Annotated in this window: 15 protein-coding genes; 7 read left to right on the forward strand and 8 right to left on the reverse strand. The window is 65.8% G+C overall.

Annotated elements, in window-relative coordinates; translation table 11 throughout:
- Nucleotides 1-59 precede the first annotated feature (59 nt).
- Genes dapF through ACZ1A1_RS14940 form a run of 4 tightly spaced genes read left to right on the forward strand, consistent with a single transcriptional unit; the run spans nt 60 to nt 4,472 of the window.
- The gene (gene dapF / locus ACZ1A1_RS14925) at nt 60-959 is read left to right on the forward strand and encodes a diaminopimelate epimerase (RefSeq protein WP_463620512.1); all 900 of its coding nucleotides are present in this window, start codon (nt 60-62) and stop codon (nt 957-959) included.
- Nucleotides 956-2,245 (forward strand): tRNA (N(6)-L-threonylcarbamoyladenosine(37)-C(2))-methylthiotransferase MtaB, encoded by a 1,290-nt coding sequence (mtaB, locus tag ACZ1A1_RS14930; RefSeq protein ID WP_463620513.1) that lies wholly within the window; start codon nt 956-958, stop codon nt 2,243-2,245. Before dapF ends, mtaB begins: the two co-directional genes overlap by 4 nt.
- 11 nt (nt 2,246-2,256) lie before the next feature.
- On the forward strand, nt 2,257-3,825 hold the full coding sequence (ftsY, locus tag ACZ1A1_RS14935) for a signal recognition particle-docking protein FtsY (RefSeq protein WP_463620514.1): 1,569 nt from the start codon (nt 2,257-2,259) through the stop codon (nt 3,823-3,825).
- Complete coding sequence (locus ACZ1A1_RS14940) at nt 3,822-4,472, forward strand: septation protein A (RefSeq protein WP_415212210.1); 651 nt, start codon at nt 3,822-3,824, stop codon at nt 4,470-4,472. The genes ftsY and ACZ1A1_RS14940 overlap by 4 nt, the downstream gene beginning before the upstream one ends.
- Before the next feature lie 3 nt (nt 4,473-4,475).
- On the opposite strand, the gene ACZ1A1_RS14945 is transcribed toward ACZ1A1_RS14940, so the two are convergent.
- The 8 genes from ACZ1A1_RS14945 to ACZ1A1_RS14980 all read right to left on the reverse strand — a co-directional run bounded on the left by ACZ1A1_RS14945 (nt 4,476) and on the right by ACZ1A1_RS14980 (nt 12,724).
- Nucleotides 4,476-5,339, reverse strand: a complete 864-nt coding sequence (locus tag ACZ1A1_RS14945; protein ID WP_415212209.1) for an RNA polymerase factor sigma-32 — start codon at nt 5,337-5,339, stop codon at nt 4,476-4,478.
- Nucleotides 5,340-5,584: 245 nt separating this feature from the next.
- On the reverse strand, nt 5,585-6,154 hold the full coding sequence (locus ACZ1A1_RS14950) for a CarD family transcriptional regulator (RefSeq protein WP_313194809.1): 570 nt from the start codon (nt 6,152-6,154) through the stop codon (nt 5,585-5,587).
- Between the two features lie 395 nt (nt 6,155-6,549).
- Nucleotides 6,550-6,888: a ferredoxin FdxA gene (gene fdxA, locus ACZ1A1_RS14955; RefSeq protein ID WP_313194810.1), complete on the reverse strand. Its 339-nt coding sequence runs from the start codon at nt 6,886-6,888 to the stop codon at nt 6,550-6,552.
- 191 nt (nt 6,889-7,079) lie between these two features.
- Nucleotides 7,080-7,499, reverse strand: a complete 420-nt coding sequence (locus ACZ1A1_RS14960) for an RNA-binding S4 domain-containing protein (protein ID WP_415212208.1) — start codon at nt 7,497-7,499, stop codon at nt 7,080-7,082.
- A 4-nt stretch (nt 7,500-7,503) separates the two neighbouring features.
- Entirely contained in the window at nt 7,504-10,533 is a 3,030-nt protein-coding gene (locus ACZ1A1_RS14965) for a helicase-related protein (RefSeq protein WP_463620639.1), read from the reverse strand.
- A 282-nt stretch (nt 10,534-10,815) separates the two neighbouring features.
- Nucleotides 10,816-11,388 carry a hypothetical protein gene (locus ACZ1A1_RS14970; RefSeq protein ID WP_463620515.1) on the reverse strand — a complete coding sequence of 191 codons (573 nt, stop codon included), beginning with the start codon at nt 11,386-11,388 and terminating at the stop codon, nt 10,816-10,818.
- Nucleotides 11,389-11,415: 27 nt separating this feature from the next.
- The gene (thpR, locus tag ACZ1A1_RS14975; protein WP_415214443.1) at nt 11,416-11,997 is read right to left on the reverse strand and encodes an RNA 2',3'-cyclic phosphodiesterase; all 582 of its coding nucleotides are present in this window, start codon (nt 11,995-11,997) and stop codon (nt 11,416-11,418) included.
- Nucleotides 11,998-12,079: 82 nt separating this feature from the next.
- A complete protein-coding gene (locus ACZ1A1_RS14980; protein WP_463620516.1) occupies nt 12,080-12,724 on the reverse strand; it encodes an arylesterase in 645 nt (214 codons plus the stop codon).
- 59 nt (nt 12,725-12,783) lie between these two features.
- Here ACZ1A1_RS14980 and ACZ1A1_RS14985 point away from each other — a divergent pair, with 59 nt between their 5' ends.
- The 3 genes from ACZ1A1_RS14985 to ACZ1A1_RS14995 all read left to right on the forward strand — a co-directional run bounded on the left by ACZ1A1_RS14985 (nt 12,784) and on the right by ACZ1A1_RS14995 (nt 16,950).
- Nucleotides 12,784-13,497: an ABC transporter ATP-binding protein gene (locus tag ACZ1A1_RS14985; RefSeq protein ID WP_463620517.1), complete on the forward strand. Its 714-nt coding sequence runs from the start codon at nt 12,784-12,786 to the stop codon at nt 13,495-13,497.
- Entirely contained in the window at nt 13,494-16,046 is a 2,553-nt protein-coding gene (locus ACZ1A1_RS14990; RefSeq protein ID WP_463620518.1) for an ABC transporter permease, read from the forward strand. Before ACZ1A1_RS14985 ends, ACZ1A1_RS14990 begins: the two co-directional genes overlap by 4 nt.
- 166 nt (nt 16,047-16,212) lie before the next feature.
- Nucleotides 16,213-16,950 carry a Bax inhibitor-1/YccA family protein gene (locus ACZ1A1_RS14995; protein WP_463620519.1) on the forward strand — a complete coding sequence of 246 codons (738 nt, stop codon included), beginning with the start codon at nt 16,213-16,215 and terminating at the stop codon, nt 16,948-16,950.
- Nucleotides 16,951-16,953: the final 3 nt, after the last annotated feature.

Below are 16,953 nucleotides of genomic sequence, written 5' to 3' on the forward strand. Positions count from 1 at the left end.
CAAGGCACTGGAAATCCGCGGGCTTTTCCGCCATATACGCCCCAAACGGGCAGAGCACGATGACAAAGACGGCCGACTTCGCGAAGATGAACGGACTGGGAAACATGATCCTGGTCGTGGATATGCGCGGCCGCGGCGATGTCGTGACGCCAGAGGCGGCCATTGCGCTGAATGCCGACCCCGCCACCCGTTTCGATCAGATCATGGCGATCCACGATCCGAAGACGGCGGGAACGGACGCCTTCATCGACATCCTCAACTGCGACGGCACCAAGGCGCAGGCCTGCGGCAACGGCACGCGCTGCGTCGTACAGGCGCTCGCCGCCGAGACGGGCCGCAAGGCCTTCACCTTCCAGACGGTCGCCGGCATCCTCAACGCCACCGAGCATGCGGACGGCACGATCTCCGTCGACATGGGCAAGCCCGTCTTCGAATGGGACCGCATTCCACTCGCCGAGGAATTCTTCGACACGAGCCGCATCGAATTGCAGATCGGGCCGATCGACGCGCCGATCCTGCATTCGCCCGCCGCCATGTCGATGGGCAATCCGCATGCCGTCTTCTGGGTCGACCGCGATCCGATGAGCTTCGATCTCGACCGCTTCGGCCCGCTGCTCGAAAACCATCCGATGTTCCCGGAAAAGGCCAATATCACGCTGGCGCAGGTCACCTCGCCGTCCTCCATGACGACGCGGACCTGGGAGCGCGGCGCGGGCCTGACGCTCGCCTGCGGCTCGGCCGCCTGCTCGGCCGGGGTTTCCGGCGCGCGCACCGGCCGCACCGGCCGCAAGGTCGCCGTGACGGTCGCCAGCAGCCCGAACCGCGGCACGCTGACCATCGAGTGGCGCGAGGACGACCATGTCGTGATGACGGGGCCTGCCGAATGGGAATGGTCGGGTACGCTCGATCCTTCGACCGGCGCCTTCCGTCGCGACGAGACCGGGGCGGCCGCCCTTTGAGCGGCGTCGAGGTCATAACCTTCGGCTGTCGGCTCAACACCTACGAATCGGAAGTGATGCGTGCCGAGGCCGAGAAGGCGGGGCTGAACAATGCCGTGCTGGTGAACACCTGCGCCGTCACCGGCGAGGCCGTGCGCCAGGCCCGCCAGGCGATCCGCCGCGCCCGGCGCGACAATCCCCATGCCCGCATCATCGTCACCGGCTGCGCGGCGCAGACGGAGAAGCACACCTTTGCCGGCATGCCGGAGGTGGACGCCGTGCTCGGCAACGAGGAGAAACTGAAAAGCGCCTCCTACCGGGCACTGCCGGATTTCGGCGTCTCGGCGGAAGAAAAGCTCCGCGTCAACGACATCATGAGCGTGCGTGAGACCGCGCCGCAGATGGTGAAGCTGATCGACGGCCATGTGCGCGCCTTCGTGCAGGTGCAGAATGGCTGCGACCACCGCTGCACCTTCTGCATCATCCCCTATGGCCGCGGCAATTCCCGCTCCGTGCCGATGGGCGCGGTGGTCGACCAGGCGCGGAGACTCGTCGAGGGCGGCTACTGCGAGATCGTGCTGACGGGCGTCGATGCGACGAGCTACGGCGCGGACCTGCCCGGCAAGCCCAGCCTCGGCCTGCTCGCCAGGACACTTTTGAAGCAGGTGCCCGAAATCCGGCGCCTCAGGCTCTCCTCCATCGACAGCATCGAGGCGGACGATCATCTCTGGGATCTCATCGCCGACGAGCCGCGCTTCATGCCGCACCTGCATCTTTCCCTCCAGCACGGCGACGACCTGATCCTCAAGCGCATGAAGCGCCGCCATTCCAGCGCCGATGCGCGGGATTTTTGCGCGCGGGTGCGGGCAGCCCGGCCGGATGCCAGCTTCGGCGCGGACATGATCGCCGGCTTTCCGACGGAGACGGAGGAGATGTTCGCCAATGCGGCGCGGCTCGCGGAAGACTGCGGCATCGCCCATCTCCACGTCTTTCCCTACAGCCCGCGCCCCGGCACGCCGGCCGCGCGCATGCCGCAGCTCGACCGCGCCCTCGTCAAGGAGCGCGCGGCGCGGCTGCGGGAGACTGGAAAACGGCTGCACGAGGCCCATCTCGTTTCGATGATCGGCAGACAAGAGACGATCCTCGTGGAGAACAACGGCCTCGCCCATACGGAAAACTTCACGCTCGTCGATGCCGCGGGGCTGAGGCCGCGCGACCTTGTGCCGGTGACGATCACCGGACACAATGGAAAACACCTGACGATGCAGCCCCTTATCGCGGCTGGTGCCGCCTCCCTTCGCAACTAGCGGATACCTTCATGGCTCTTGGCTTCATCAAGAAGATCTTCACTTTCGGAAAAGACACCGCCGCCGAACCAAAGCCGGAGGCGGCAGCGCCCGTTGCCGAGCAGGTGGTAGAGACGCCTGCCGCCGAACCGGACGTCAGCGACCAGCCGGCCGTCGAGCCCACGCCGGAAGAGACCGCATCGGAGGAAACCGCGGAAATCCCCGCCGCCCCTGCCGAGGAGGAGGACGAGGACCGCGACCCGCTGCTCGACGAGGCGGAGGCCGTCAATCCGGAAGCGGACTACCATATTCCGGAAGACGTCGAGCCGGAGATCTACCCGCTTCCCCACGCACCGACCGCGCCGGTCGCCGAAGAGCCGGCCGAAGCGGAGCCCGTGGGCGAACCGGCCATCGAAGAGGTCGTCGCGGAGCCGGAAGCCGAGGCGGCAGAAGAAACCGTCGAGGAAGAACCGGCCGCACCGGTCGAAGCATTCGTCGCGGCCGAAGAAGAAGAGATCGCCGAAACGGAATCGGAAGAGGATGCGCCGGACGACATCGAGGACCCCGTTCTCGAAGAGGCCCTCCGCGCTGAAAAGCCGGCCGACACGCCCGCCTTGCCGAAGGGCTTTGCCGCGACCGCGAAGGCTCCCGTCGAGGAGGCCGCGCCCGTGGCGCAGCCGAAGCGCACCTGGTTCCAGCGCCTGCGCGAGGGCCTTGCCCGCACCTCCTCGCAGCTCACCGGCCAGATCACCAGCCTCTTCACCAAGCGCAAGCTCGACGACGACACGCTGCAGGACCTCGAGGACCTGCTGATCCAGGCCGACCTCGGCGTGGAGACGGCGCTGCGCATCACCGATACGCTCGCCTCCGAGCGCTACGGCAAGGACGTGACCGGCGCGGATGTCTCGCGCATCATGTCGACGGAGATCACCAAGGTGCTCGAACCCGTGGCGAAGCCCTTGGAGCTCGACCTCAGCCACAAGCCGCATGTCATCCTCGTCGTCGGCGTCAACGGCACCGGCAAGACGACGACCATCGGCAAGCTGGCGGCGAAACTCTCCGGCGCGGGCCTCAAGGTGATGCTGGCGGCCGGCGACACGTTCCGCGCCGCCGCCATCGAGCAGCTCAAGATCTGGGCGGATCGCACCGGGTCGGACATCGTCTCTTCCAAGCTCGGGGCCGATGCGGCGGGCCTTGCCTATGAAGCCTACGAGCAGGCCAAGCTGAAGAAGAGCGACGTCCTCATCGTCGACACCGCCGGCCGCCTCCAGAACAAGGCCGAGCTGATGGCGGAGCTGGAGAAGATCGTGCGCGTCCTCGGCAAGCTCGATCCCGACGCCCCGCACACCGTGCTCCAGACGCTCGACGCCACCACCGGCCAGAACGCGATGAACCAGGTCGAGATTTTCCGCAACGTCGCGGGCGTCTCGGGCCTGATCATGACAAAATTGGACGGTACGGCCCGCGGCGGCATCCTTGTGGCGATTGCCGCAAAACACAAGCTGCCGGTCTATTTCATCGGTGTCGGCGAAGGGATCGACGATCTCGAACCCTTCGAGGCCAAGGATTTCGCGGAAGCGATCGCAGGAGTTGGAGCATGAGCAAGGCAACGCTGGACGCACCGGCCAAGAGCGAGGAGAAGGTCAGCCCCCTCCTCAAGATGGTGCTGGAGCTCGGACCGCTCGTCGTCTTCTTCTTCGCCAATTCGCGCGGCGAATGGCTCGCCTCGCATTTTCCCGTGCTGGCCGAGATGGGCGGGCCGATCTTCATCGCCACCGGCCTCTTCATGGCCGCGACCGCCATCGCGCTCGTCGTCTCGTGGATCCTGACGCGCACCCTGCCGATGATGCCGCTGATCTCGGGCATCGTCGTCTTCGTCTTCGGCGCGCTGACGCTCTGGCTGCAGAACGACACCTTCATCAAGATGAAGCCGACCATCGTCAACACGCTGTTCGGCGCCATCCTGCTCGGCGGGCTCTTCTTCGGCAAGTCGCTGCTCGGCTACGTCTTCCACGCCGCCTTCAAGCTGACGGACGAGGGCTGGCGCAAGCTGACGCTGCGCTGGGGCCTGTTCTTCCTCGTGCTCGCCGTGATGAACGAGGTGGTCTGGCGCAATTTCTCGACGGATTTCTGGGTCGCCTTCAAGGTCTGGGGCACGATGCCCATCACGATCCTCTTTACGCTCTCGCAGATGCCGCTGATCATGCGCCATTCGGCCGAGCAGCCGGAAGAAGGCAAGGCGCCTTAAGCCTCACGCATAGGCGAAATCCATCGTCTTGCTGATCAGCACGGCTTTCAGCTTTTCCAGCGCCCGGTTCTCGATCTGGCGCACGCGCTCCTTCGAGATGCCGAGGAGGACGCCGAGCTCCTCCAGCGTCGCGCCGTTCTCGGCAAGCCGCCGGGCGCGGATGATCTTCATCTCGCGCTCGTTGAGCTGGCCAAGCGCCGAATGCAGCCAGTGGCGGCGGCGCTCGCCGTCGATGCTTCCCTCGGCCTGCTCATCCGGCAGGGGCGCGTCGCTGGTGAGGAAATCGAGACGGTTCGAGCCTTCGCCGCCCTCCCCCGCCGAAAGCGGCGCCTGGAGGGAGACGTCGGAGGCGGAAAGCCGCGCATCCATGGTGCGCACATCCGCCGTGCTGACCCCGAGGGCGGCCGCGATCTCCTGATGGATCGCTTCGCTCGTCAGATGGTCGTCGCCGCGGGCGAGCCGGGCGCGAAGGCGCCTGAGGTTGAAGAAGAGCGCCTTCTGCGCGGAGCTGGTGCCGCCGCGCACGATGGACCAGTTGCGCAGCACATAGTCCTGGATGGAGGCGCGAATCCACCAGCTTGCATAGGTGGAGAAGCGCACCTGCCGCTCCGGCTCGAAGCGGGCGGCCGCTTCCAGCAGGCCGATATAGCCCTCCTGCACGAGATCGCCGAGCGGCAGGCCGAAGTTGCGGAACTTGCCGGCCATCGAGACGACGAGGCGCATATGGGCCATTGCGATGCGATTGCGCGCATGCTGGTCGTGATTGTCCTTCCAGGCATGGGCGAGAGCCTGCTCTTCCTCCCTCTCCAGATAGGGGGCGGACATAGCGAGCTTGATCATGCGGCGGTCTGCGGTCGTCGTAGCCATGGCGGTCTCTCCACGTGAACCGAAGCGGCGGGAGGCAATATCTCCCGTCTGCGTGACGATGACGTTTCAGAGGAGCCTGCGGATCGCTCGAAAAGGGCTTCGAGCGAAGAAAGCGGCTGTTCCACTCCCGCGGCCGCCCGGAGCCGGTCGTCCTCGGGCGTTCAAACGGGTGCGGCGCAAAAAAGTTCCAATAAAAAACCCGGCTGTCGCCAGCCGGGCTTTAAATTTCGACGTTGCGCCCTAGATCAGGCCGCTTCGTCCTGCGATTCGTCTTCCTCGATGGCCTTGCCGCGCTTCGGACCCTTGGCGAGGTTCGTCTCCACGAGACGGACGGCTTCGGTTTCCGACATCTTGTTCACGGCGGCGATTTCGCGGGCCATGCGGTCGAGAGCGGCTTCATAGAGCTGGCGCTCGGAATAGGACTGTTCCGGCTGGTTCTCGGCGCGATAGAGGTCGCGGACCACTTCGGCGATCGAGATCAGGTCGCCCGAATTGATCTTGGCATCGTATTCCTGCGCGCGGCGCGACCACATGGTACGCTTCACGCGGGCCTTGCCCTGGACAACCTTCAGCGCGCGGTCGACGAAATCGGTCTCCGACAGTTTGCGCATGCCGATGGAAACGGCCTTGGCAACCGGCACCTTGAGACGCATCTTGTCCTTTTCGAAATCGATGACAAAGAGCTCGAGCTTCATGCCGGCGACTTCCTGCTCCTCGATGGCGACGATCTGGCCGACGCCGTGAGCGGGATAGACGATCGACTCGCCGGTCTTGAAGCCCTGGCGCGTGGAAGATTTCTTCTGCTGGGTCGTCATTCTATTCAAATACTCCCTGTTACGCTCCCCGGCGACGGCCGGGGTGGGTCCGGGGACCCGGGAAAGACGGGGGGCACCTTGGGGGTGTCACCACTGGTCCGTCCGCCATGCGCAAAAACGTCCCTTTCGACGCGATCACATTTGAGCAACCGAGGTTGCCTATGGGAGGTGAGCGACGTTGAGGGATCGTTAGCTTTCGTGGTGGTGTTCGGGCACGCAAAATGCCGCGATTTGGATCAGTAGGAAGACCCTATCACAAAAAAGTGCCGAAATCAATAATTTGCTTCGCATGGGTCATCAAGCCTGCCCTATCGCCTTTTGGCGCGGGCACGCTTTTTTCCCCAGCTTCGGTCATTGCCACCACGGTGCCGGGCGATCGCGCCCGGCCGGCGGGGTCAGTCGCCTTGGCCGGGCTTCGGCGAGAAATACTGCTCGTACTTGCCTTCCACGCCGTCCATTTCCTTGGCTTCCGGCATCGCATCGCGCTTGATCGTGATGTTCGGCCAGACCGAGGCGAATTCCGAATTGACCTTCAGCCACATGTCGAGGCCCGGCTCGGTATCCGGCTTGATGGCCTCGGCGGGACATTCCGGTTCGCAGACGCCGCAGTCGATGCATTCGTCGGGATGGATGACGAGGAAGTTCTCGCCCTCGTAGAAGCAGTCGACGGGGCACACTTCCACACAGTCCGTGTACTTGCAGCGGATGCAGTTGTCGGTCACGACATACGTCATGCTTCACTCCAGAATCGTCATAAGGCGGCGGAGGCGGGGCCGTCCGGCGCCGCAGAACCTGTCACGCAGTCGGCTTGCCGGACAGAAGAGGGCCGCGCTCGCGCAGGCTGTCCGGTGGCTGAGGTAAAGGCTTTGCGGGCGCTTTGCAAGCGTAATACATGTGCCGCCGAACACGGGCGAGGTATAGAATTCTAATCCTCGCCGTCGCCGGGAAAAGCCTGGAGCCGGTCGGTTTCCCGACGCTCCCGCTTCGTCGGCCGTCCGGCGCCCCGTTCGCGCGTCGCCTGCGCGAAGAGATTGCGCTCCTCGCGGGATGGAGGGGGCGGCGTCATGTCGCTGTAGAGAAGGCGGGCCTCCTCATAGGGGCCGCGGCGCGCGCCGGGCTGGAGCACCTTGACCACCATGTCGTGCCGGTCGAGCGAGAGGACGATAACGTCGCCGGGACGCACCGCATGCGAGGGCTGGCGGACATTGACGCCATTGACGCTGACATCGCCCGCCTCAACGGACTTCGCCGCAAGCGAGCGGGACTTGCGAAGCCGCGCGAAGAACAGCCACTTGTCGATGCGCTGCCGCGCCTGACCCGCCGGCTGTTCCCCGTCCTGCGCCATCGGCCTACTTCTTCATCTGCTCCTTGAGCGCCGCGAGCTTGGCGAAGGGCGAATCCGGATCGATCGGCTTTTCCTTGCGGGGTGGCCGCGCCTCGAACTTCGCCTGCTGCGGCTTGCCGCCGCGCTCGTTGCGCTCGCCGCGATCCGGGCGGTTGCCGCCCTGCGGCTTTCCGTCGCGGCCCTTGTTCTGGTCCGGGCGGCCGCGGCCGCCTTCCCGGCGCTCGCCACGCTCGCCGGCCGGCTGGCCGCGATGACGCTCGCCGCCGCGGCGTTCGCCCTGGCCCTGACGGTCGCCGTGGCGCTGGCCCTGACGCTGGTTGTCGTGGCGCGAGCCCGGACGCCAGAGGAGGACGGGCTTGGCCTCGGCCGGCTCGCCTTCGCCGGCCGCTTCCACTGCCGGGGCTTCCTCGGCCTCGGCAACGGGTACCTCGGTGGCCGCAACCGGAGCCTCGACCGTCTCGGCCGGGGCTTCAGCCGTCGCTTCGCCTTCGTCGGACGCATCGGCGTCGTGCTCGTCGGAGGTCCCCGCACTCGCTTCCGCTTCCGCCGGGGTTTCCGCGGCAGCAGCGGCCGGAGCCTGCGCGGCGAGGAAGGCGGCGGCCTCTTCGGCCTTCACGCTGTCGGCACGGTAGCCGAGACCCTTGAGGATCTCCTCCATGTCGTCCGGCGTCGCGCCGAGGATGGAGAGCATGGCGGTCGTCGCCATGAAGCGGCGGCCGTCATAGGCGCCTTCCGGACGCGGCGTGCCGGGCTTCCATTGCAGGAGCGGACGGATGAGGTCGGCAAGGCGCTCCAGGATGTCGATGCGCACGGCGCGCTTGCCGAGGAAACGGAAGCCGGCGAGCTTGTAGAAGGCGCGCTCGAAGGCCGGATCGGTGACGACCGAGGTGCGGCCGGCCGCCAGCACCGGGATGAGGTCGCCATAGCCCGGCTTGTCGAGACCGTCGTTCTTCAGCGCCCAGAGCAGCGTGATGAGCTCGGCCGGGGCGGGCTTCAGCAAGGCCGGCATGAAGATGTGATAGGCGCCGAAGCGGATGCCGTGCTTGCGCATGGAAGCACGGGCGTCCTGGTCGAGCGCCTTCACGTCGTCGGCGACGTCGCGGCGGAACAGCACGCCGAGGTTTTCGACGAGCTGGAAGGCGAGGCCCTTGGCAAGGCCCTGCAGGTCTTCCGCGCGGGAAAGATCGTCCAACGGCTTCAGCACGGTCGCGATGTGATGGTTCACGAAGCGCTCGATACGGGCGGCGACATGGTCGCGCGCATTGCCCGTCAGCTGCTCGTCGGAGAGCAGGATGACGCGAGGGCGCATGATGTGGTCGGAGGCGGAAAGGCGCGCGACGGGATCGCCGAGCCAGCGCACGGTGCCGTCCGAGCTCAGCGCGAGATCGGCATTGCCGGCGGCATGCAGGCGTGCGGCACGGGCCTCGAACTCCAGCGCGAGCGCCTTCTGCGCAGCCGCTTGCACGGCCTTCGCATCGGGGCCTTCCGTCCCGGCGGCCAGCGTGAACCGGAAACCGGCCAACTGCCCGACATGATGTCCCTCTACGAAGACATCGCCATTCACACTGATTTCAGCTTCCAGCATCGCATTCTCTCTCAGGCGCTTCATGAGCACAGATGTCCTGCGATCAACAAAGCGTTTCGTCAACCGTTCATGTAGCGCATCGGACAATCGGTCTTCGATTTCCCGCGTCTTTTCCTGCCAGTGTGTCGGATCGGCAAGCCATCCGGGCCGATTCGACACATAGGTCCAGGTCCTTATCTGCGCGATTCGTGCCGAAAGCGTGTCGATCTCGCCATCGGTCCTGTCGGCCCGGCGAACCTGGTCCGCCAGAAAATCCTCGTTCACCGTGCCACGCTTTACGAGGTCCGCATAGAGCGTCGAGATGAGATCGGCGTGCTGGGCGGGCGTGATGCGGCGATAATCGGGAAGCGCGCAGGCTTCCCAGAGTTTTTGCACGCGCTCGGGGGTCGTCGCAAGGTCGCGGACGTCGGGATAGCGCGAAAGATGGTCCAGCGCCTGCTGGTCGACGGCCGGCAGCGCCCGCGTCAGTCCCCCTATCGGCGGCGGCGCGTCGAGCGACTGGCGGAGCGATTGCAGCGAGGCATAGTCGAAGCGGGTCGTGCGCCATTGCAGCACCTTCACGGGATCGAAATGATGCGTCTCAATGCGCTTGACCAGCTCGTCGTCAAAGGGATCGACGCGGCCCGTCACGCCGAAGGTGCCATCGCGCAGGTGCCGGCCGGCGCGGCCGGCGATCTGGGCGAGCTCGGCCGGGTTGAGGTTGCGGAACTGGTAGCCGTCGAATTTTCGATCCTGCGCGAAGGCGACATGGTCGACGTCGAGGTTGAGGCCCATGCCGATGGCATCGGTGGCGACGAGATATTCGACGTCACCCTCCTGGTAGAGCGCGACCTGCGCATTGCGGGTGCGGGGCGAGAGCGCCCCGAGCACCACCGCCGCCCCGCCGCGCTGGCGGCGGATCAGCTCGGCGATGGCATAGACCTCGTCGGCCGAGAAGGCGACGATGGCGGTGCGCTGCGGCAGGCGCGTGATCTTCTTCGAGCCGGAATAGAAGAGCTGCGACAGGCGCGGCCGCTCGATGACATGGATACCGGGCAGGAGCTGCTCGAGGATCGGCTTCATGGTGGCCGCGCCGAGCAGCAGCGTCTCGTCGCGGCCCCTCAGATGCAGAACCCGGTCGGTGAAGATGTGGCCGCGTTCCAGATCGCCGGCAAGCTGCACCTCGTCGATGGCGACGAAGGCGGCGCGCGTCTCGCGCGGCATCGCCTCCACCGTGCAGACCGAGAAACGCGCCATATGCGGCGTGATCTTCTCCTCGCCGGTGACGAGCGCGACATTGTGCTGGCCGACCTTCTCGACGAGGCGCGTATAGACCTCGCGCGCGAGAAGGCGCAGAGGCAGGCCGATGACGCCCGTCTCATGTGCCACCATGCGCTCGATTGCGTAGTGGGTCTTGCCCGTATTGGTCGGGCCGAGCACCGCGGTCACCCCGCGGCCGCTCAGGATCATGGGTGCTTGCGACAAGACATGCCCCGGCAGGTTTCAGTTTCGGGCTCACAGATGCCCATCGGGGCGGCCGATGGCAAGGGGGGAGGCGAAATAGGGCGGTTTTCCCGATGCTTTGCAAGAGTCTGGAACAGGGCACGAACGAAACGGAGACGAATCGATGACTCTGGGTGATTCAGGGTTTGTTCTCTGCAACGAATTGATGAGGTGCCCGTGGGCACCACGAAATGCCGAATCGCAACAAGGGGTAAGCGCTTTGGCAAGCTTTACTTCAAAAGCTGGCGATCAAGCTTCCGCCGACGAAAGAGGGGCGAACTGCTCAACCCTGCGCGGCGAAAGGATCAGGGCACGGAGGTGCAGTATCCACAGAGCGAAACCGGCTTCCCAGAGAGGAGTGAATTGAATGATGGGCCTTCGCATGGTTAGAGTCACCGGCTCGGCGCTTCCTCCGCAATCTCCTGTAATGGTCTGGAGAACAGATACTTCCCAAAGATATCGTCCCATGTCGAAAATAATCGGCAAAAGGGCGGCTGCCGTCAGAAGCGTTACGATCCAATTCCAAGGCGCGGTACCGAGGTGCAAGTCGAAAATATCCGCACCGGCAACGCGCTTACGCACAATCATGAACACCGGGATCGCAGGAACTACTAGGGAAAGCAATGTCCACGGGATTAGAGCTTGGTGCAGCCATGAGATCGGAACGCCGAGGCTATCGCATTGCGGGTTTGGAGCGAACCATTTTGGTTCGATGAGAATATCCAACATACCGATCGGAAGCACTAGCCATAGCAATAGAGCGCCTGCGACCCAGTAAACGATACGGCTGTTACCCGTCGATCGAATTGCGGCAATGCGCACCAGATATGCTCCGTGAGGCTTTGGCGATCACGCCAGATGGTCGCGCAGGTCCGCCCCGTCCCAGCCGCCGCCGGCCTCGTAGAGCGGAAACACCTCTTCCGTCAGATACGGCCCGCCGCCGACCGATTCCTTCGAGGACATCAGCACGAAGCGGTTCACGGTGAAGGGGGCGGTGTGGAAGTTGCCGCGGCCGGAGAGGTAGTGGGCGACGTCCTCGGTGCGGGCGTTGCGCAGGCGCGCGAGCGTGACGTGCGGGGTGAACTTGCGCGGATCGGCGGGAAGGCCGAGGCGCTGGCAGATGCGCTCGACCTCGCCCTGCAGCGCGTACATTTCCGGCGCCTGCGTGACACCGGCGAAGACCGAATGCGGCTTCTTCGAGCCGAAGGAGCCGATGCCGGAAAGCGCGAGCTGGAATTCCGGGCGTTCGATACGGTCGAGCCTGTCGACCACCTCGTCGGCGGTGCGCCCGTCAATATCGCCGATGAAGCGCAGGGTGATGTGGAAGTTCTCGACGTCGATCCAGCGGGCTCCGGGAAGTCCGCCTCTCAGGAGCGAGAGGCTCATCGCCGCGTTGCGCGGCACTTCGAGGGCGACGAAAAGTCTCGGCATGGCGACTTCTCCCTGCTGGAAAGTAACGTCAGCGAATCACGCAACGGATTTTTGCGCAACCCTAATTTCGCACCCGCGAGAACTACTCCCCTACCTTGATCGACTTGAGGAAGGTCTCGACCGTCGGCAGGATGGACTGGACCATGACGTCCACGCCCGCCGGGTTCGGATGCATTCCATCCTCGATCTGGAGGTTCGCCTTGGTGACGACCCCGTCGAGGAAGAACGGATAGAGCGGAACGCCGTGCTTTTCCGAAAGGCGCCTGTAGATGCCGTCGAAGCGCCCGGCATAGTCCGCGCCCATGTTGGGCGGGGCGAGCATGCCGGCGAGCAGCACCGCGATGCCGCGCTCCTTGAGGCGCGTCAGCATGGCGTCGAGGTTCTTCTCGGTCTCCTCCGGCGCGATGCCGCGCAGCGCGTCGTTGGCGCCGAGCTCGAGGATGACGCCCTGCGTCCCGTCGGGGATCGACCAGTCGAGGCGGGCAAGGCCGCCGGAGGTCGTGTCGCCCGAGACGCCGGCATTGGCGATCTCGACCTCATGGCCCTTCGCCCGAAGAGCCGCCTCCAGCTTCACCGGGAAGGCGTCGGCGGCCGGAAGCTGGTAGCCGGCCATCAGGCTGTCGCCGAAGCCGACGAGCTTCAGGGGTTCGGCCTGGGCGATGCCCGTGGATAACAAAGCTGTGATTGCAAGTGAGGCGAAAAATCCGAGCGCCGCTTTAAACGACATGATGCTGATCCTAGATTGCTGGCATTCCAGTCTTTTCCATACATATAGGGCAGAATTCCTTGGCCAAAACCATCATCGATCTGAAAAAAGCCGATCTCACCCTCGGACGGGCTGCCGCTTCCGTGCATGTCCTCAAGGGGATCGACCTCACGATCGATGCGGGCGAATCGGTCGGCATCGTCGGGCCGTCGGGCTCCGGCAAGTCGACGCTGCTGATGGTGCTGGCGGGCCTCGAACGGCTGGACGGCGGCGAGATCCATATCGACGGCGCCGCCCTGCATGCGATGAACGAGGACAGGGTGGCGGATTTCCGCGGCCGCAATATCGGCATCGTCTTCCAGTCCTTTCACCTCATTCCCAACATGACGGCGCTCGAAAACGTCGCCGTGCCGCTGGAGCTTGCCAATGTGCGCGACGCCTTCGATATCGCCCGGCGCGAGCTGGAGGCCGTCGGGCTCGGCGAGCGCCTGTCGCACTATCCCGGCCAGCTCTCGGGCGGCGAGCAGCAGCGCGTCGCCATCGCCCGGGCTCTCGCGCCTTCGCCGAAGCTGCTGATCGCCGACGAGCCGACCGGCAACCTCGACACGGAGACCGGCCGCCAGATCGCCGACCTCCTCTTCTCCAAGCAGGCCGAGCGCGGCACGACGCTGGTGCTGGTGACGCACGATCCGGCGCTTGCCGCCCGCTGCGGCCGGCAGGTAACCATGCGCTCGGGCGAGATCGTCTCGGGCGCCGCGCCCCTGCGCACGCTCGCCGAAGCGGTGCCGGCATGAGGGTGGGCGCGGTCCTCCGCCAGGTTCCGCTCGCCCTGCGCCTTGCCTTGCGCGAAATGCGCGGCGGTCTGAAGGGTTTCTACATCTTCCTCGCCTGCATCGCGCTCGGCACGGCGGCGATTGCCGGCGTCAACTCGGTGTCGAGCGCCATCACCCAGGCTATCGCCTCGCAGGGCCAGACGCTGCTGGCCGGCGACGTGCGCTTCGAATTCCGCAACCGCTTCGCCACGCCCGAGGAACTGAACTATTTCGAGGGCCTCGGCGCGGTTTCCAGGACGACGGGCCTGCGCTCCATGGTGCGCCTGCCGGACGGCTCCGACCAGACGCTGGTGGAGGCGAAGGGCGTCGACGGCGCCTATCCGCTCTACGGCACGCTGGAGACCGAGCCGCAGAAGCCGGCTGCGGCGCTCTTCGCGAAAGAGGGCGACGCCTATGGCGCGGTCGTCGCGCCGCTGCTGCTCGACCGGCTCGGCCTTGCCGTCGGCGACGAGATCCTGCTCGGCACGGCGAAGATCCGTATCGCCGCCACGCTCACCCGCGAGCCGGACGCCGTCTCTGAAGGCTTCGGCTTCGCTCCCCGCCTGATGCTGTCCGATGAAGCCCTGCGGGCGAGCGGGCTGGTGCAGACCGGCAGCCTCGTGGAGAATGCCTACCGCATCCGCCTTGCGAAACCCGATCTCTCGCCGGCCGCCATTCGCGCGGAAGCCAACAAGGCCTTCCCGACGGCCGGCTGGTCGATCCGCACGGCCGACAGCGCGGCGCCGGCGCTGACGGCCAACATCACCCGCTTCTCGCAGTTCCTGACACTGGTCGGCCTGACGGCGCTGATCGTCGGGGGCGTCGGCGTGGCGAACGCCGTGCGCGCCTATCTCGATTCCAAGCGTTCGGTGATCGCCACCTTCAAGTGCCTCGGCGCGCCGGCCTCGCTCGTCGCGCTCGTCTATCTCGCGCAGATCGCCCTGATCGCCTCGATCGGCATCCTGATCGGCCTTGCGGTCGGCGCCCTGATGCCGCCCGTGGCGATGCAGTTCCTCGGCGGCATGCTGCCGGTATCGGCCAAGGCCGAGCTCTACCCCTCCGCGCTGCTGCTCGCCGCCGTCTTCGGCCTGCTGACGGCGCTCGCCTTCGCCATCATGCCGCTCGGCCATGCCCGCGAGGTGCCGGCCACCGCGCTCTTCCGCGAGCAGAGCTTCGAAGCGGGCCGCCTGCCGGGCTGGCCCTATATTCTGGGCGCCGCGCTCTTCCTTGCGGCGCTGGCCGGCCTTGCCGTCTACACGGCCTATGACCGCTACATCGCGCTCGTCTTCCTCGGCGCCATCGCCTTCGCCTTCGTCGTGCTCAGGGCCGTCGCCATGCTGATCACGGCGCTGGCGCGGCGCAGCCCGCGGGTCAATTCGCCGGCGCTCCGGCTCGCGGTCGGCAACATCCACCGGCCGGGCGCGCTGACCTCCTCCGTCGTGCTGTCGCTCGGCCTCGGCCTTGCCCTCCTCGTCACGCTGACGCTGATCGACGGAAACCTGCGCCGGGAGCTCACCGGCAACCTGCCGGAGCGCGCGCCGAACTTCTTCTTCGTCGATATCCAGGGCAGCGAGCTCGACGGCTTCCGCGACGTGCTGAAGGCGAACATGCCGGAGGGCAAGATCATCGAGGTGCCGATGCTGCGCGGCCGGGTGATGGAGCTCAACGGCGTCGACGTCGCCAAGGTCAAGGTTCCGCCGGAAGGGCAATGGGTGCTGCGCGGCGACCGCGGCATCACCTATGCCAAGCGCCTGCCGGAGAACTCGACGCTTTCGGAAGGGAGCTGGTGGCCGGAGGACTATTCCGGCGAACCGCTCGTCTCCTTCTCCGCCGACGAGGGCCGCGAGCTCGGCCTGAAGATCGGCGATACCGTGACCGTCAACGTGCTCGGCCGCAACATCACCGCGCGCATCGCCAATTTCCGCAATGTCGAATGGGAATCGCTGTCGATCAACTTCGTCATGGTCTTCTCGCCGAACACCTTTGCCGGCGCGCCGCATGCCTGGCTCGCCACGGTCATCGACCCGTCTGCGACGGCGCCGCAGGAGGCCGCGACGCTGAAGGCGATCACCAATGCCTATCCGACCGTCACCAGCGTGCGCGTCAAGGATGCGCTCGACGTGGTGAACGAACTGGTCGGACAGCTCGCCACCGCCATAAGGGCGGCCGCCGCCGTCGCGCTGATCGCCTCCATCCTCGTGCTCGCCGGGGCGCTTGCCGCCGGCAACCGGGCGCGCGTGCACGACGCGGTGGTGCTGAAGACGCTCGGCGCGACGCGGGCGACGCTCATCCGCGCCTTCAGCTACGAATACCTGATGCTGGGGCTCGCCACCGCCGTCTTCGCGCTCTTTGCCGGCGGGGTGGCCGCCTGGTTCGTGGTGAGCCGCATCATGAAGCTGCCGTCGAGCTTCCTGCCCGACGTCGCGGTGATGACGGTGGCGACCGCGCTCGTCCTCACCGTCGGCATCGGCCTTGCAGGGACCTGGCGCATTCTGGGGCAGAAGGCCGCGCCCGTACTGCGCGAACTCTGAAAAACGACCGGCCCGCGCCCTTCGCCGAGGTTGCGGGTCTTGTGCGGAACACAATTCATGCTCATATTCAAATCAGGCAAGCTGGAGCCCCGCAGCGGCTGCCCGGAACCGCCCGCAGGCAGTGACCGACACCGTAATCTCCCGGGGCTTGAACCAAGAGGACAACATGGCTGATCTCCGCAATTACCAGACCCGACCGGCGGGCGCCCAGGCCGGCGCCGTCATCGACGAGGGCCTGCGCTCCTACATGCTTCGGGTCTACAACCTGATGGCGCTGGGTCTTGCGATCACCGGCCTCGTGGCGTTCTTCGCTTCCCAGGCCGCAATTTCCGGCGGCCAGCTCACGGCCTTCGGCCAGGCGATCTATCTGAGCCCGCTGCGCTGGATCGTGATGCTCGCCCCGCTGGCGCTGGTCTTCTTCCTGAGCTTCCGCATCCACACGATGAGCGTTTCGGCCGCGCAGACGACCTTCTGGGTCTATGCCGGCCTGATGGGCCTGTCGCTGTCGTCGATCTTCCTGATCTATACCGGCGCCAGCATCGCGCAGACCTTCTTCGTCTCGGCCGCCGCCTTCGGCGCCCTGTCGCTTTACGGCTACACGACGAAGCGTGACCTCTCCGCGATCGGCTCGTTCCTGGTCATGGGCCTCTTCGGCCTGATCATCGCCTCGCTCGTCAACCTGTTCCTGCAGTCCTCCGCGCTCGACTTCGCGATCTCCGCGATCGGCGTGCTGGTCTTCGCCGGCCTGACGGCTTGGGATACGCAGAAGATCAAGGAAATGTACTTCGAGGCCGACGATGTCGCCACGGCCGGCCGCAAGGCCATCATGGGCGCGCTGACGCTCTACCTCGACTTCATCAACCTCTTCCTGTTCCTGCTGCGCTTCCTCGGCAATCGCGACTGATGC

It is taken from the genome of Shinella sp. R2-11 (assembly GCF_055330205.1).

Excerpts from the sequence above, each read along its gene's own strand:
- ACZ1A1_RS14945 (WP_415212209.1), bottom strand. The coding sequence starts at position 5,339 with ATGGCTACGACGACCGCAGACCGCCGCATGATCAAGCTCGCTATGTCC.
- ACZ1A1_RS14995 (WP_463620519.1), top strand. The coding sequence starts at position 16,213 with ATGGCTGATCTCCGCAATTACCAGACCCGACCGGCGGGCGCCCAGGCC.
- ftsY (WP_463620514.1), top strand. The coding sequence starts at position 2,257 with ATGGCTCTTGGCTTCATCAAGAAGATCTTCACTTTCGGAAAAGACACC.
- ACZ1A1_RS14940 (WP_415212210.1), top strand. The coding sequence starts at position 3,822 with ATGAGCAAGGCAACGCTGGACGCACCGGCCAAGAGCGAGGAGAAGGTC.
- ACZ1A1_RS14990 (WP_463620518.1), top strand. The coding sequence starts at position 13,494 with ATGAGGGTGGGCGCGGTCCTCCGCCAGGTTCCGCTCGCCCTGCGCCTT.
- ACZ1A1_RS14960 (WP_415212208.1), bottom strand. The coding sequence starts at position 7,499 with ATGGCGCAGGACGGGGAACAGCCGGCGGGTCAGGCGCGGCAGCGCATC.
- ACZ1A1_RS14965 (WP_463620639.1), bottom strand. The coding sequence starts at position 10,533 with ATGATCCTGAGCGGCCGCGGGGTGACCGCGGTGCTCGGCCCGACCAAT.
- dapF (WP_463620512.1), top strand. The coding sequence starts at position 60 with ATGACAAAGACGGCCGACTTCGCGAAGATGAACGGACTGGGAAACATG.
- ACZ1A1_RS14980 (WP_463620516.1), bottom strand. The coding sequence starts at position 12,724 with ATGTCGTTTAAAGCGGCGCTCGGATTTTTCGCCTCACTTGCAATCACA.
- ACZ1A1_RS14950 (WP_313194809.1), bottom strand. The coding sequence starts at position 6,154 with ATGACGACCCAGCAGAAGAAATCTTCCACGCGCCAGGGCTTCAAGACC.
- thpR (WP_415214443.1), bottom strand. The coding sequence starts at position 11,997 with ATGCCGAGACTTTTCGTCGCCCTCGAAGTGCCGCGCAACGCGGCGATG.
- fdxA (WP_313194810.1), bottom strand. The coding sequence starts at position 6,888 with ATGACGTATGTCGTGACCGACAACTGCATCCGCTGCAAGTACACGGAC.